The organism is Brevibacillus panacihumi W25, assembly GCF_000503775.1.
Lineage (GTDB): Bacteria > Bacillota > Bacilli > Brevibacillales > Brevibacillaceae > Brevibacillus > Brevibacillus panacihumi_A.
Window position 1 is genome coordinate 117200 of record NZ_KI629785.1, and the last position, 16109, is coordinate 133308.

The window sequence follows — 16109 nt, forward strand, 5'->3', positions numbered from 1 at the left end:
AAAACTTGACCTTTCGCCAAGTCCTTTCATCCTTTATCGCATCAGTGAAATTAATCTTTCTGAAAGAAAAATGAAAACCGCTGAGATTTCAGCGGCTTTTACTTGTCCCTTCATTGCGGTCATTATGATGCGATTGTCGAAGGTTCGTATTCTTATCGTTTTCATCCAGCGTCTTTCCGCGGTTCTTCCCTAAATCCTTGCTGTTGTTATTTTTGCCCACTAAGCACACCTCCTCCACCAGTTCGTCATGGAATAGCGTAACCAGTTGGCCGGTGTTTACACCTAGATTTTTGGATCAGCTCTCAATGCGTTGCATACGACCTCGAACAGCATAGACGATAGCAAATGGAACACGCCAGCCCAACAAAAACAAGAATGTCACCAGATAGGTTACCTCCGCGAATATCCAGGTCAAAGGTACGCCTGTCCACCAGGAGCGAAGCAGAAGACCGATCGGGGCAGCCAGTGTCCAGGTCAAAAAAGTGAAGAGCAGATTGCTCCATGCATTCACATAACGCTTGTTCTGATAGCTTTTCAGCAGGAAGGATGCGACCAGCCAAGCAAGCAAAAACGGCGCGAGCGTCTCCAACATTCCCAAAAACGTGATGGGGAGCTGATGGATTCCTTTTCCAATATAAACGAATAGCCAAAACGCGACCAAGTCACCGGCAAACAGTACGTAGCCAGCCGGCATGATACGATGTCCCATGTATACCCTCTTTTCTGGCGAGGCTTTTTCTTTCCTCTATTGTATACATGCCAGCATGGGATCGACAATCGACATCGCTCATGATTCACCAAACAGCAACAATTCCAGCTTCTTCGCTACTTCCGGCCACTCCCGATCCAGAATGCTGAACATGACAGTATCGCGTACGTATCCATCCTGGATGATCATATGGTTTCGCAACACGCCTTCACGCACACCGCCAATTCGTGCAATGGCACGCTGCGAATTCTGATTTCGGGCGTCCGTCTTCAATTGCACCCGTATGCACCCTTTTTCGAAGCTATGTTTTAATAGAAGGTATTTGCAATCTGTATTGACCCTCGTTTTCCAGACAGATGGGGTTAGCCATGTATGCCCGATCTCCAGACCTTTGTCATGAAGGGAGATGGCCATGTACCGTGTACTGCCAATAACCTCTCCGCTCTCCTTTTTTAGGATGACAAAAGGCAGCTCCGTTCCCTTGCGTTCATTATCCATCGCAATCCTGATCCACTCCTGGATGTCTGTTAGTGAACTCATTTTTTTGGACATATACGTCCAAATCTCTTCATATTTTCCTGCCTCCCAAAGCCCTTCCGCATGATGTTCCCGCAAAGGTTCAAGACGTACGTATTTTCCTTCCAAAATGACAGGTGACAATTGCAGCATATACCATTCTCCTTTTGTCCAAGTGTTCTGCCAGAAGCTCGCTGCAGAACACTTGGCTCAAATTTTTACAAGGATAATGGCGCTTACCCCAACTGTCAAGAGAAGATCGTCACGCCTCTTCGTTTATCACAACTTCTTTGCCTCTGCCTTTTAAAATCAGGGGAATGATCAGCCACAGAGCAGCGCAACCCAAGAAGATGAGAGACAATGGCTTGGTCAAGAAGATTGTGAAGTCTCCATTGGAAGTAGTCAAAGCTCGACGCATGTTGTTTTCGATCATCGGCCCTAGAACCAGTCCCAAGACAAGCGGTGCCAGGGGAAAATCATTAGAACTCAGGAAGTAGCCGAGCAATCCGCAGAATACCAGCAGGACGAGATCAAAGGTAGTGATTTGTACAGCGTATACACCAAAAACAGAGATGGCGATAATCGAAGGAATCAGGAAATGCGGAGGGGTCTCGATGATTTTGGCAAAGACTTTCACCAGCGGCATATTCAAGGCCAAGAGCATCAGGTTGCCGATGAACATGCTGGCGATCAGTCCCCACGCCACTTGTGGATGATCCGTAAACAGCAAGGGACCCGGTTGGACATTGTACATCAAAAGAGCTCCCATCAGGATCGCAGTCGTACCTGAACCCGGGATGCCGAGCGTCAGCAGCGGGATCATTGCTCCTCCAGAAGCAGCGTTGTTCGAGGACTCTGGGCCTGCCACTCCTTCGATCGCTCCTTTGCCGAATCGTTCCGGATTTTTGCTCCATTTCTTTTCGAGGATATAGGAAAAAAAGGAGGCCAATGTCGCTCCGGCACCAGGCAGCAGTCCGACAAAGAAACCGAGAATCGAGCCACGAGCGATTGGAGCTGCACTTTGCTTCAAGTCCTTGGCGCTCGGCAGAATTCGTCCAACCTTGATCAATTGCTTGGAGCTGTTGTCGTTCTCCAAAATGGTTTTAAACACTTCACCCAAGGCGAACAGTCCGACGGCGATCGTCAAGAACTCCAAGCCCTGATACAGGTACGGAATATCATACGTAAAGCGGGCGACCCCAGACACATTGTCGATCCCAATGGTAGCCAGCAGCAGACCGAAAACCGTCATGATCAAGGCTTTCGTCATCGATTTGCCGCCGAGGCCGCTCACAGCACACAATCCAAGCAGCATGAGCGAGAAATATTCCGCTGGCCCAAATTCCAAAGCCAGATCCGACAGTGGCTGAGCGAGAAAAACCAGTGCTACCAGAGCAAACACCCCGGCTACAAAGGAGCCGATCGCCGCAATAGACAGGGCTGCCCCCGCTCTTCCCTGTTTTGCCATTTGATAGCCATCCAGTGTGGTGACGACTGATGAGGACTCGCCGGGCGTATTCAAGAGAATGGAAGTCGTCGATCCGCCGTACATCGCTCCGTAGTAGACACCTGCCAGCAAAATCAAGGCACTGGCTGCCGCCTGCTCTGCATTCATGCCGCTCGTCAAGGAAGCTGTGACCGGCATGAGCAAGGCTACTCCACTCATGGGACCGATGCCAGGCAAAACACCAACAGCCGTACCGATCAGAACCCCAATAAAGGCATAGAGCAAATTATGCCATTGCATGGCAATATAAAATCCATCAGCCAGGTACTGTAATGTACTCATCTTGTCCCCTCCTTAAAAGCCGAGCCAGACCGGAAAACCTGGCAGCGTTCCTTGAAGCAAATGTACATAGACGTAGTAGACGCCTACAGAAAAGGCGAATGAGACAAGTGTCGTTTTGAAGTAGCTTTTGCTTCCCATTACTTTGAAGGATACGAACAAAAAGAGAAAGGTCATGATGACATATCCGACGAGCTCCAACAGATAGACATAGAGGAGTGTAGCTGCGAAGATGGTCAAGAACCGTTTGTATTGGAGTGATTTGCCTCCTGTTGCAGCAGAGCCTTCCGCTTTGCCGCGCGTGGACTCCCAGAACAGGCGCAGACTGAGGATGATCAGGATGATGCCAAGCCCCATGGGAAACATATTTGGTCCCACTTCGCTGCCGTAGGCGCTCGTAGAAATATTTCGACTTTCGATAACGAAAAGTGCCCCTACCAAAGCAAAACAGACACTGCTGTACCGATCAAATACTTTGTTCACGATGGCGCAACCTCCTTTGGTTACAAAAGGAGAGGGAGCTGGAGCTCCCCTCTCCTTCTGTGCCTATTTCGACATTCCCAGTGAAGCCAGCAGTTCTTGTACCAATTTGTCTTGTTCATCGAGGAACGTAGTAAAATCGGCTGCGCCCCTGTACTCACTCTCCCAACCATTCGCTTCCAATTCCTTTTTCCAGTCTTCGCTTTCAGACAACTCTTTTAGCTTCCCTTCCCAGAAGGCCTTGGCATCTGCCGGCATGTCGGGCGGTCCGAATACACCCCGCCATATGTTGAAGGTAGCATCAATACCTTGTTCTTTTAATGTCGGCACGTCCTTCAGGTCACCCCCGAGACGCTCTTCCGAAGTTACTCCCAATACGCGAATTTTACCCGCCTTCAGATACTCGGTGATACCCGACGCATCCGTGGCGATCATATCGGCATTGTTGCCCAAGAGTGCAGCGATTGCTTCGCCGCCGCCGTCATAAGAGACGTATTTCACTTTTTTGGGATCAATGCCGTATTTCGCTGCTGGTAGGACGCTTACCAAATGGTCCATCGATCCGGGAGCGGAACCGCCCGCTAAAGTAATTTTGCTGGGATCCGTTTTGAGTGCCTCCAAGAGACTTTTGAGATCCTGGTAGGGTGAATCAGCTTTTACGACAACGGCACCAAAGTCTTTGGTCATTTGCGCCAATGGCGTGACATCCTTATAGCCGAATGGACTGTTTCCTTCTTTTTTGTTGTAGTTGATCAAGATCGGAGGCGAATTGACAAAAAGGCGATATGGATTGCCTTTGTCCTTGCTGACGTACTCCGCCATGAACACTACGCCGCCACCGCCAGGTTTGTTCTCAACGGTGATTGGTTGTTCGATCAGTTTGCTTTCGTTTAATACCTTCCCGAGTGAACGCGCTGTTTTGTCCCAACCGCCTCCCGCACCTGAGGGCGCTACCATCACAATTGGCTTTTCGGGATAACGGGATGCAGGTTGTTCACTTTGACCAGCTGTGGACCCACTGCTCGAACCGCCGCTCGAACCGCTGCCCGCATTCCCGCCGCCACAGGCGACTAATGCGAGTGAGAGCATCGCAGACAGTACAAGTAACGCATTTTTTTTCTTCATAACACTTCCCCCTCTTTTCCCTTTTCTGAAAGCGCATTCAAAATTGTTTCTAAAATATCATGGAGGGGGAGTGTGAGCCTAGTTTACGTGCATAATGCCTATTTCGCGTTTAAAGTACTTTTTGTTCATATTGTTCACGTGATCTTATGTTTGGAGATAGCGATATTTTCGTTCTGGTCTCCCTACCGATCCATAGATGAGTTCAGCCCGTGCTTTCTTCTCCGCAACCAGATATTCCAGATAGCGGCGTGCGGTAGTCCGGCTCGTCCCGATCTCCCTGCTGATTTCTTCTGCTGACACCCCGGACTTTTTCGTCCGCTTGATCGCTTCCAGCACCTTTTCCAACGTAAGGAGATCAATTCCTTTCGGGACTGGTGACTCTCTGATCCTGCCTTTAACCAAATTGCGCATGAGGATGCGATCAATATCTTCCTGATCGATCTCACCTGCTTCTCGGGTGCGAAGGAGATGCTCTCTGTAGGACACCAGCCTTTCCCGAAAGCGCTCAAAGACGAGTGGCTTGACGATATAATCAAATACTCCTCCCCGCAATGCATCTTGCACCATTTCGATTTCCTTCGCTGCGGTGATCATGATGATGTCCGTGTCGCGGTGGTGCTGTCGAATGTGCCAGACCAGCTCCGTACCCAGCATGTCGGGCAGATACACGTCCAGTAAGACCAGATGCGGCTCCGTACAGACCAATAATTCCTTCGCCTCTGCACCGTTCGTCGCTGTCGCGATCACTTCAAACCCTTCTATTTTACTGACAAAACGCCGATTAATATCGACGATTCGCAGATCGTCCTCGACGATCAAAACCTCAACCTTCTGCATGGCTGCCCCTCCATTCCTTCGGCAGTGATACCGTAAACAGTGCCCCGCCTCTTTCACTTCTACCTAACAAGATATACCCACCCATTTCTCCGACAATATCACGGACCTTGGCCAGTCCGAGGCCACGCTGCTCCCCTTCTTTTGTCGAGAATCCATATTCGAACACTTGATCGCGCAACGCCTCCGGTACACCCGAGCCAGAGTCCTCCACTTCAAACATGATTTCCTCTCCGGCATCCGACAGATAGCATTCTACGATCTTATGTTCCTTTCCAGAGGCATTGACCGCCTCCAGCGCGTTTTGCAGGAGGTTGCCCAGCAGGACAATGACATGTTGACGATTGATCGTATCGGGCAGTTCGGTTAAACGGCTGTCGTGGTTGATTATAAACTGAATTTTCAGTTCCCTTGCACGATTATGCATGCCGAGCAAGAGAGCTCCGATCAACGGATCCGGAATTTGTTTGGCTAAAAAGAGGATTAGTTCCTGCTGGGATGAGGTTTCACTGGTAATCAGTTCGACGGCCTCCTGAATCGAACCCAGTTGCAGCAGTCCAGAAATGGTGTACAGCAAATTATGAAATTCATGGGTCTGTGCACGGAGAACATCAGCGTATCGCCGCGCTTGCGAAAGCTCAGACGCCAGCTGGTCGATTTCTGATTTCGAGCGAAAACTGCTGACGACTCCTACAATCTGATCACCCAGCTTGATCGGAAGTCGATTTACAATGATTTCCTTTCCCCCTATCAAGGTTTCGCGATCCAATTGGTACTCGCCAGTGACGAGAATTTCCGGCATCCGGCTATCCGGCAGCACTTCATAAATCTGTTTTCCATGTACATGGTCAACCGGCAGTCCCAAGATTCGCAGTGCGGCCTTGTTCATCATCGTAATGCGGTTGTTTTTGTCTATCGCGACGATCCCCTCGCGCACCGATTCGAGCACGGCATTGCGCTCCACGTATAAGGCAGCGATCTCCTCAGGCTCCAAGCCTAGAATCGCACGCTTGAGATAGCGGCTTAAGGCAATGGCTCCTAACACGCCGCACAATACGGCAATCCCCATGATCAGGAACACTTTATCCTGATAATCATCAATGGCATTTTCAATGTCCTCGAGAAGAAAACCAACTGATACGATCCCGATCACTTCTCCTTGCTCATCCTTGATCGGCACTTTTCCCCGCAAAGAAGGGCCCAAGCTGCCTACTGCTTTGGAAATGTAAGACTGCCCATACTGCAGCCCCAGCTCGTTGTCCCCTCCTACCATCTCTTTGCCGATTCGATCTGCCAGTGGATGGGCATAGCGAATTCCTTCCTTGTTCCCGACGACCACGAATTCGGCATCCGTTTGAGAGCGGACATTTTCCGCGATAGGCTGGATGAGTGCAGACGGATTGTCGGTAAAAAAAGCGGCGCGTAGCTCTGGATCATTGGCTGCTATTTTGGCTACGCTTAAGGCTCTTTTTCCGATTTGCTCCTCGATGGAGGAGGCAATAATGGAAGAGAAAATCAGACCGATTGCGCTAATAATGACAATAATGACCGAAGTAATCAATAAAATCATTCGTGTCTGAAAGGAGAGGCGCACTCTCTTTAAGCTTGTCATATCCATCTCACCTCTGGTTCATTTTACCACCTGAACCAATTGGGAGGACAGCTTCAATCATCTTCTGCAAGGCCTCATCCAAAATGGTGGTATGAGTCGTCCCCTCCCCCAATATACTTAACCAACTTATACTCGAGACAAACTGAGATGGCTGTCCGAGTATAAGAATTGAACTAGTAAGGAGGGATATTCGTGAAAACACAGGTAGACTCAAATGGTATCGTTACCTTGACCAGAGAAGGCGAAGCGCTGGTGAAAGACAGTCCGCTTTACAACGAGGGGCTTCGTCCGACAACGATGGAAGAACATAACTGGACTTCCTACAACTTCGCCAGTTTGTGGATTGGCATGTCCATTTGCTTGCCGACTTATGCCATGGCGGGCGGCTTGATTTCACTGGGCATGAATTGGTGGCAGGCTATTATTACCATTATCCTTGGAAACTGTATCGTCCTTATCCCCATTCTCCTCAACTCCCATGCCGGTACCAAGTTCGGCATCCCGTATCCGGTGTTTGCACGCCTTTGGTTTGGTTCCAAGGGTGCCCACATCCCGGCGGTAGCTCGCGGTTTGATCGGGGCCGGCTGGTTCGGGATCAACTGTTGGTTCGGCGGCGCTGCCATTGATACGTTGCTAATGTCCATGACCGATTGGGGAAATGTGCCGGGACACCTGTGGATCTCCTTTTTGGGATTTTGGGCGATTAATGTGTGGGTAGCCTACCGCGGTCCCGAAGCAATTCGAAAAATGGAGGCCTGGGCGGCACCCGTCCTGATCATCATGAGCTTGGCTCTGCTCATTTGGGCTCTGACCAGTGCAGGCGGGTGGGGCCCGATGCTGTCTGCTCCTTCCAAGTTTGCTACTACTGGCGAATTCTTAAAGGTGTTCTTCCCTGCCCTTACAGGTGCGATTGCTTTCTGGGCAACCATGGCCTTGAACATTCCTGATTTCTGCCGTTACGCGAAGAGTCAAAAGGCCCAGGTTGTCGGTCAGTCCAGTGCTTTGCCAACTACGATGGGCTTTTTCTCCTTCATCGGGGTAGCTGTTACCTCTGCTACAGTCGTAATCTACGGCGAAGCCCTCTGGGACCCTGCGGCTGTACTGGCGAAATTCTCTCCCCTGGCTATCTTTTTCGGCACAATCGGAATCGTTCTGGCAACCTTGACGACCAATGTGGCAGCCAATATTGTCGCACCAGCCCGTGCCGTCGAAAATCTGGCCCCGCGACGCCTCTCGTACCAGAATGGGGCGCTCATTGCCGGTTTCGTCGGTTTGCTGATGCAGCCTTGGTATATTTTGGAAAATTTCGGAAATTATATTTTCCTCTGGCTCGGGACTTACGGTGCCTTGCTTGGTCCGATTGACGGCATTGCCATTGCGGATTACTGGCTCGTGCGGAAAAGACGCATTCATTTGACAGAGCTGTACAAAACCAACGGCATCTACTCGTACAAAAGCGGCTACAATACCCACGCTCTCTGGGCGATGCTGATCGGGATTGCGATTCCTTTTATCTGCAAATACATCCCTGGATTGACGATCGTATGGGACAATGCCTGGACCATCGGCTTGCTCATATCCCTAGCCGTCTACACCTGGGTTATGAAAGGAAATGCATCGATTATCTCCGCCAAGCAGTATGAGCAGGTGACGAGTCAAGCAGCAGCAGGAAAAGCTTCCTGAGTGTGCATTCCATAGAAAAGACTGGTTCCCACCCACACGCATACGGGAACCAGTCTTTCTGTATTTTCTACCATTTGAATTGCCGGATTGAATCTTGCAGATCTTCTGCCATTTCATGTAAATTAGCACTGGATCGTGCAATTTCGTTGACAGAGGCAAGCTGCTCATTGGCATTTCCAGAGACGCTCTGTGTATGCTGGGACGATTCCTGCGCCAGGCGATTCATCTCATCCATGGCAGACGCTACCTGCTGAACGCTGGCCGACATCTGCTCAGTCGCCGCTGATACTTCCTGGATTTGATCCGCTACCTCTTGCGAAGACGCAACGATACGGTGGAACACGGCACCTGCTTCGTGGACGATGGCAGAACCTTGTTCGACCACGACTGTACCGTCTTTCATCACTGTTACCACCTGATTGGTTTCTTGCTGAATCTCACTGATCAAGCGTGCGATCTCCCTGGCCGATTCCTCCGATTGCTCCGCCAGTTTTCGCACCTCTTCCGCCACGACTGCAAATCCTCGTCCATGCTCGCCTGCACGGGCTGCCTCAATCGCCGCATTCAACGCGAGCAGGTTTGTTTGGGAAGCAATGCCGGTAATGACGTCGACGATTTGTCCGATCGCTTCTGACCGCTCGCCCAACTCCTGTACAAGCCCTGCTGCCTGATTTACAGAGGTTGAGATGGACTCCATTTGTGAGACAGCCGATTGGATGAACTCATTTCCTTGTTGCGCTTCTTTGGCGGCTTGCACCGAGCTTTCGGAAACCGTACTAGCGGTGTCTGCGATGCGCTGAATCGCGATCGACATCTCCTCCATGACACGCACGCTCTCTTGTGTGCGCTGTGACTGAATCTCGGAGAAAGAAGCGATCTCACGGACGTTTTCAAGAGAGTGTTGCGTGGTTTGGGCAGTTTGCTCAGCGCCTGCAGACAGCTCTGCAGACGACGCAGCTACCTGCTCACCCGCTACCTTAACCTGCTCAATCAACGAACGCAGATTGCCCACGAGTTCATTGAAAGCAATTCCCAGCTTCCCTACCTCGTCACGTCCGGTATAAGAGGTATGTTCGACAGAGAGATTTCCTTTTGCCAATTCCTCCAACCGTGTAGACACGACGGTCAGCGGGCTGCTGATCATGCGCGAGATCGCCATGCTAAGAGAGATGGCAAGAATCAACGCGATCGCTTCAACGACGAGAAGGAGAAAAATAGATTCCTCGACTCTCTCTGCACTCTCCTTTTGCACCAGATCTGCCTCATCCGAGATGTGATTGGCCCACGCCAGCTGTTCTTCGTTGATCCAATTCACGATCTTGTCAGTCGCGCGGTAATAGGCGTAAGCCGTGTCCACCTGCTCCTGCTCGATTAATTTCAGTACTTCACTCTGATCTTTTAGATATTGGTCCAGCAGGGTTTCAAGCATCTCGACGGTCTTCACTTCTTCACTGTCGAGCTGAGAGGATTTCAGGTTGTCAAATATTTGCTGCGCATTTGCGCTGCGTTGATCCAATTCTTTTTTGTATTCCTTATAGCTTTCAGCACCCGGATTCAGGATCATTTTGTAGACCAGTCCGTCGATTGTCCTCATTTCCTGCCGCCACTCATTGATCCATTTCACTGGCAGCAGCTGTTCCTGGTACATGGATGCCAATTGCTTGTTGGAAGATGTCAAGCCGTAGTAGCCCATCCCCCCGACGATCATCATAAAAATGGAGAATGAGATGATCAAAACCGCCATTTTTCCACGTGTACGCATATTTCGCATGATGTTCATCAGATAAGACCTTCCTCCATTATTGAAAAATGATGACTCTATCCTTTTCCCTCTTCTGTTCAAGACGAAACAAAAAAAGCCCACTTTCCAAAAAAGTGGACTTTTTCGAACCTCTCAATTGCCGTTTCTTCCACGACTGCATAAGCTTAGTCCCGTTCTTTCTTCAAGCAGCCGGGCACTTGCGAACAGTCGGTCGCGATGAATGCCTGTTGTCATGTCAAGTCCATCCAGCAGATAAAGCAAATCCTCCGTAGCCATGTTCCCGGAAGCACCAGGTGCAAACGGGCAGCCGCCCAATCCGCCTAAGGAACTGTCGAAAGTTGAGATTCCCATCTCCAACGCAATGAGTGTGTTGGCTATGGCCATCCCATACGTATCGTGAAAATGCATCGCCAAACGCTCGGCGGGAACATGATTGAGCAGTGTGTCCAATACCTGATGGACTTGCCCGGGATGAGCCACTCCAATCGTGTCGCCAAGAGAAATTTCTCGGACTCCCATCTCCAACAATCTCTGCGTAACGCGAATGACGTTATCAACCGAGACTCTTCCCTCATCAGGACAGCCAAAAACAGTCGACACGTAGCCGCGTACCGTTTTTCCTGCTGCCAATGCTGCCCGAGCAGTCTCCTCGAGAATCGGAAAGGTATCCGCGATGGATTTATTGATGTTTCGCTGATTGTGGGTCTCACTGGCGGACAGGAATACGGCGACCTCATCCACATCAGCTTCGAGCGCGCGCTCCAACCCTCGCACATTGGGAACGAGTGCTGCGTACGTGACCCCCGGCACACGCTCGATCCCTTTGGCCACCTCTGCGGCATCTGCGAGAGCGGGTATCCACTTGGGATGGACAAATGACGTGATTTCGATATACGGAATGCCCGTGCGTGACAACTGGTTAATCCAGGCGATCTTGTCCTGTGTCGGCACAAACTGCGCTTCATTTTGCAGTCCGTCGCGGGGTCCTACCTCGACGACACGGATCTGACGCGGTGTAAGGTCCAACATGTTTCTATGCCCCCAACAGGTTTGTCATCATGTAGCCTGCTCCGTAAAAAATCATGAACTGCACCCCGGCACCGACACCCAGCACGCGGTTGATCAATCCCCCGACAGTAGCCATCGTCAACGTCAAGATGACGCCGACCAATTGTGCTTCATGGAAGGCCAGCAAGCATGCCAGACCGACGAACATTCCGACGATGGCTTCCTGACTGATATTTTTCATGACAAACACGGTAGCTGTACGCGCATAGTTCATCGCAAATGGATAGGCAATTATGGCTGCGACCACCAAGCCGATCAAGCCGTACAAGAAGAAGTCCCACGGTGTCAGCAGATTGTGGAGGTTGTTCACCGGATCACTGGTAAAGACAGGTGGTGCATTGAACAACGGAGCTGCCGGTCCCAAAGCAACAGGACTGAGCGGGATCCCAAAAGCCAACAAGGGAATAATTGCCTCTGCGATGTACGTCGATTCGGTCACGCCGTTCATGGCTGCCAGACTCGAGGTCGATTTTTTGTACACGCCTTTGTTGCGGGAACCGACGATCTCCCCCATCAGGGAGGTCATCCCGACTGGACTGAATGCAAACGTCAATGACGAGATAAACGAAGTGACGGAAGTATGGGCTGCTTGTCTGCCCGTCAACACGCGAAACGGGTTGGGGAAGAATCCCTTCCAGGCGCGGATTTCCGGTGCCAGGTGATATTCCTTTGGTTTTGTGCGGACCAGGCTTGCCCTCCCGCTCGAGGAGAGAGACAGCAGCAAATCATAAAACATGGGACCGATTGCAATTCCTAGAAAGAAGCTGATGCTCAGGTGCTTCTCCACGATTTGGAAGCTGAACTGATCCAGACTTTTGATAAAGAAGGCAAAAGGAATAATCATGGCAATGCTGACCCATTTTCCTTTGGAAAAATAGGCGATCAATACAGCGGCCAGCGTAAAGATCAGGCCCGAGGCTGATTTGAAGAAGTCCGCAAACTGCCCGAGAAACTGTCCGAACAAAACCGCTGTCGGCAATGCGATGAAAGCTCCCAGCAGGCCTCCAGACAACATTTTGCGCAACGCGACGTGCGGCACACCGAGACGCCGCAACGAAGAAGCGTGATCGATCAGCGGAACGGCTGTCGTATCGCCCGGAATCCCCATCAAAGCAGTAGGAATCGCATGCGTCAGATGCTTCGCCAGCACTGCCGCCATAAAGAATGACAAGACTGCTTCCGGCGGGGCACCCAGAAGGATGACCAACAAGGTAAAAGGAACCATGATAGCGGTTTCATCTGTCCCCGAGACCAAGCCGATCAGGGTGAACAAAATCGCCCCGAGCAAGGCAAACAATAGTGAGATCATCAATACACTCATTTATCCGATTGCACCCCGCTTTTCTTAAACGTATCCAGAATCCCCAGCTCTTCCATCTCTTTTCTCGTTACGGGGTCATTCACGATCAACTGGTACTCTTCCTTGGCATCCACCTGCATATCCCGCAGGATTTCCTGAAAGCTCTCGACGCTCGATTCTTCTTCCTTCAGGATTCGGCTTGGTTTGAACAGCTTGGCACAGAGAATCAGCGCCAGCACACTGCCTGCAATTCCGAGCAGCAGGGAATAGGAAGCCACCATCTTCGGTTCGGCGATGGACGGAAAAATGCTCTTGCCGACGAAATAACCGCCTATACTGAAGGTCATGCTGATCACGACAGAGAGAAGGATGCTGGAGGGCACCACGGTGTCCCCCAGAACTTCCAAATACGTTTCATTCGACTTTCCGGTCTGCTTTTCTGTGCTAGCCACTTTGGTTTCCATCGCCAACCCCCGTTTGCAATTGTTTGGTCAAGGCCAATATCCGGTCATAACGGACATCCTTTTCTTGTATGGCCTGCTTGACGACTACTTCGATCTGCTCATCAGTGGCTCCAGCCATCATTGCGAGGTTGCGGGCATGCAAGGCCATATGTCCTCGCTGAATCCCATCGGTAGCCAAGGCACGCAATGCCGCCAGATTTTGCGCCAATCCTACCGATGCGATGCACCCAGCCAAGTCTTCTGCGGTCTGAACATCCATGATTTTCAACGCCAGGCGTGCTGTCGGGTGCGATTTGGTCGCGCCTCCTACGATCCCTACTGCCATCGGCAACTCCAAGGTTCCTACCAGATTGCCTTCGCGGTTCACTTCCCAGTGCGTCAAAGAACGATATCGGCCAGATACCGCAGCATAAGCGTGCGCGCCTGCCTCTACTGCCCGGGTATCATTTCCGGTCGCCAACACGACAGCTGTAATCCCGTTCATGATCCCTTTGTTATGCGTTGTAGCGCGGTAAGGGTCGCACTCTGCGAACTCGTATGCGCGGACGATGTTCGCCACGACTTCTGGTCCGCCCAATTCCTCTGCCGAGAATACCGCACGGGCCCGAACCAGTCTGCGGTCTGCCAGGTTGGAGATGATCCGCAGCACCACACGACCGCCTGTCACCTCTTCGATAAACGGGGCAACCGCTTCCGCCATGGTATTCACAGCGTTGGCGCCCATCGCGTCCCGTGTATCTACCAGCAGATGCAGCACCAGCATCGGCTCTTTGGAACGCTCCATGACATGTACTTCTACGTCGATCGCTCCCCCACCCAAGGATACCAGTGTCGGATCCTTGGCGTTGCAGCGATCCAGGATTGATTGCTTGTTTTCATACACTCTGGCCATCGCGCCATAGGGATCGGCTACATCGAGAACCTGGATCTGCCCGCGCATGATCGATCCGCTCAGGGAAGTGTAGAATCCCCCCAGCGCATACGAGGTACGTGCGGCATTTCCCGCACCTGCCACTACAGACGGCTCTTCTGTCGCCATGGGGATGAAACGGTCCTTCCCGTTGATCTTAAAGTTCGTCGCGACCCCAAGCGGAATCGCCATCGTACCGATTACATTTTCCACCATCACATTGGCCGAACGGAGCGGAAATGGGATCTCCCCCGACATGATTTGCTTTTCTTCCTCTGTTAATCCTCTGGCTTGTGCCACCAAATCGAGTCTCTCTTCTGGTGTGTACCGATAAAAGCCGGATATTCTGCTGTTCGTCATCTATGCTATCTCCCAACTCTATCTGTCTTCTTGATTGTGTTTGCCAACATTTGCGGCTAATAGCGAATGAAATCTGTCCACCTCCGCTCACCTCGGTTTCACACTATTCAACTTTGTTGAATGACCTAATACTACAATACCATTATGAAAATGTAAACGCTTTTTTCGCAATATTCGAAGCTGACATAAAAAGTAGACAAAAGAAAAAAGCCAGCCGATTACAATAGCTGCTTTCGAACTGGCCGTCAGGCGGCGAAGCCTACTGACTCCTATTTGATTAATTGCTGGGCTGAATGAAGATAGACAGCACCTTGGCTTCCTGATGGTTAAAAGGCAAGAAAATATGCGGTTTCAAGCCGGAAAAGTAGGCCGTGTCCCCCTCTTCCATGACATGCCGCTCCCCGTCGTAATAAAGAATGATCGTTCCGCTGATCACGTAGATGAATTCTTCTTCCGGGTGGGTAAAGGGCTCCGTCATCGTCATATCCGGGGGGACTGTCACCAAGACAGGCTCGATTTTGCTGAAGCGAGACCGATTGGCGAGGATTTCATACAGATACCCCATCTCCTTGCTGCCCATCTTGCTCGTTCGTTTGGCATGAGGCGAGAGCACGAGGTGATCTTCCCGATTCTCCTCCAGGAACCATGCCAATGGCGTTTTCAGATGTTCCGCAATCTTGGACAGCGTAGCTACCGCCGACGCCGTTTGTCCGTTTTCGATTTTGGACAATAGACTTTTCGTAAAGCCGCATCGATCCGCCAGCTCCTGCTGGGTAAACCCCTGGCTTAGCCGTGCTTTTCTGATGCGTTTCCCAATTTCTGACAACTCTATTGCAAACAACCCCTTCATCATTCCATCCTGCCTTGATTATAGCGATTGAGAAAAAAAGGATCAACAAAGTTGAACAAGATTCACTCTATCGCCAAGATTATTTTGAATAAGGGGTACTAGCCTAGCTCCTGCAAATCAAGCAATGCGAATAAAGAGATGGCGGAAATACAGGAGTCAGGCTCGTAGCAAATATAGTACGTCAGCTCCGGCGAGATGATGTACGCAATGCCAGAATACCCGGCATCCAACAAAAACGATCGCACCTCTTCTCCCGTCCATTCCAGCCATTCCTGATGGCTCATCTTCATCTGCAAATGGAGCAGCTCCAGCTCGCTATGTCGGGCAAATAGAGCTGCTTGGCGAAGCTCATTTTCACCGTAATCCCGGTTAAGCTCGTACAATCCACTTACGACAAGCTCCTGTTGCAGTACCGCTGCCTTGTCCCACGTTGCTTCGGCGTGGCAAATCGCGTATTCAGCCGCGACTTTTGGGTTGCTTACGAGATAGACACCTGTGCCGAAAACGGCCTTGGCACTGACTCCGCCTGGAAAATGGCGTCGTTCCTCACGCTTGTAGCGCTGCCTCTCTACTGCGTACCGCGCTTCCTCGTATTCCACGCCCCGGTAGACAATCCTTTTTTGGTTCATTCCCAACTCTCCTCGCCTCAA

Annotated in this window: 16 protein-coding genes; 1 reads left to right on the forward strand and 15 read right to left on the reverse strand. The window is 50.9% G+C overall.

Annotated elements, in window-relative coordinates; translation table 11 throughout:
• Window positions 1-88: 88 nt before the first annotated feature.
• The 8 genes from T458_RS57795 to T458_RS41510 all read right to left on the reverse strand — a co-directional run bounded on the left by T458_RS57795 (window position 89) and on the right by T458_RS41510 (window position 7062).
• Window positions 89-220 (reverse strand): hypothetical protein, encoded by a 132-nt coding sequence (locus T458_RS57795; RefSeq protein WP_023556963.1) that lies wholly within the window; start codon window positions 218-220, stop codon window positions 89-91.
• Between the two features lie 75 nt (window positions 221-295).
• On the reverse strand, window positions 296-709 hold the full coding sequence (locus T458_RS41480) for a DUF3054 domain-containing protein (protein WP_023556964.1): 414 nt from the start codon (window positions 707-709) through the stop codon (window positions 296-298).
• A gap of 78 nt (window positions 710-787) precedes the next feature.
• The gene (locus T458_RS41485) at window positions 788-1378 is read right to left on the reverse strand and encodes a GNAT family N-acetyltransferase (protein ID WP_023556965.1); all 591 of its coding nucleotides are present in this window, start codon (window positions 1376-1378) and stop codon (window positions 788-790) included.
• A 109-nt stretch (window positions 1379-1487) separates the two neighbouring features.
• The gene (locus T458_RS41490; RefSeq protein ID WP_023556966.1) at window positions 1488-3014 is read right to left on the reverse strand and encodes a tripartite tricarboxylate transporter permease; all 1527 of its coding nucleotides are present in this window, start codon (window positions 3012-3014) and stop codon (window positions 1488-1490) included.
• A 12-nt stretch (window positions 3015-3026) separates the two neighbouring features.
• Window positions 3027-3494, reverse strand: coding sequence for a tripartite tricarboxylate transporter TctB family protein (locus T458_RS41495; protein WP_023556967.1), 468 nt, complete (start codon window positions 3492-3494; stop codon window positions 3027-3029).
• Window positions 3495-3557: 63 nt separating this feature from the next.
• On the reverse strand, window positions 3558-4616 hold the full coding sequence (locus tag T458_RS41500) for a tripartite tricarboxylate transporter substrate binding protein (RefSeq protein WP_023556968.1): 1059 nt from the start codon (window positions 4614-4616) through the stop codon (window positions 3558-3560).
• Between the two features lie 144 nt (window positions 4617-4760).
• Window positions 4761-5453 (reverse strand): response regulator, encoded by a 693-nt coding sequence (locus T458_RS41505; RefSeq protein WP_023556969.1) that lies wholly within the window; start codon window positions 5451-5453, stop codon window positions 4761-4763.
• The gene (locus T458_RS41510; RefSeq protein WP_023556970.1) at window positions 5440-7062 is read right to left on the reverse strand and encodes an ATP-binding protein; all 1623 of its coding nucleotides are present in this window, start codon (window positions 7060-7062) and stop codon (window positions 5440-5442) included. Before T458_RS41510 ends, T458_RS41505 begins: the two co-directional genes overlap by 14 nt.
• A gap of 192 nt (window positions 7063-7254) precedes the next feature.
• Between T458_RS41510 and T458_RS41515 the strand changes: the two genes are divergently transcribed.
• Entirely contained in the window at window positions 7255-8745 is a 1491-nt protein-coding gene (locus T458_RS41515; RefSeq protein WP_023556971.1) for an NCS1 family nucleobase:cation symporter-1, read from the forward strand.
• A 67-nt stretch (window positions 8746-8812) separates the two neighbouring features.
• On the opposite strand, the gene T458_RS41520 is transcribed toward T458_RS41515, so the two are convergent.
• The 7 genes from T458_RS41520 to T458_RS41550 form a co-directional block, all read right to left on the reverse strand.
• Entirely contained in the window at window positions 8813-10525 is a 1713-nt protein-coding gene (locus T458_RS41520; protein ID WP_023556972.1) for a methyl-accepting chemotaxis protein, read from the reverse strand.
• A gap of 114 nt (window positions 10526-10639) precedes the next feature.
• Window positions 10640-11536: a hydroxymethylglutaryl-CoA lyase gene (locus T458_RS41525; protein ID WP_023556973.1), complete on the reverse strand. Its 897-nt coding sequence runs from the start codon at window positions 11534-11536 to the stop codon at window positions 10640-10642.
• Between the two features lie 4 nt (window positions 11537-11540).
• Window positions 11541-12896 (reverse strand): tripartite tricarboxylate transporter permease, encoded by a 1356-nt coding sequence (locus T458_RS41530; RefSeq protein ID WP_023556974.1) that lies wholly within the window; start codon window positions 12894-12896, stop codon window positions 11541-11543.
• Entirely contained in the window at window positions 12893-13339 is a 447-nt protein-coding gene (locus T458_RS41535) for a hypothetical protein (protein ID WP_023556975.1), read from the reverse strand. The genes T458_RS41530 and T458_RS41535 overlap by 4 nt, the downstream gene beginning before the upstream one ends.
• Entirely contained in the window at window positions 13320-14609 is a 1290-nt protein-coding gene (locus T458_RS41540) for a hydroxymethylglutaryl-CoA reductase, degradative (RefSeq protein ID WP_023556976.1), read from the reverse strand. Before T458_RS41540 ends, T458_RS41535 begins: the two co-directional genes overlap by 20 nt.
• 277 nt (window positions 14610-14886) lie before the next feature.
• Entirely contained in the window at window positions 14887-15462 is a 576-nt protein-coding gene (locus T458_RS41545; RefSeq protein WP_252989832.1) for a helix-turn-helix domain-containing protein, read from the reverse strand.
• A 95-nt stretch (window positions 15463-15557) separates the two neighbouring features.
• Complete coding sequence (locus tag T458_RS41550) at window positions 15558-16088, reverse strand: hypothetical protein (RefSeq protein WP_023556978.1); 531 nt, start codon at window positions 16086-16088, stop codon at window positions 15558-15560.
• Window positions 16089-16109 lie beyond the last annotated feature (21 nt).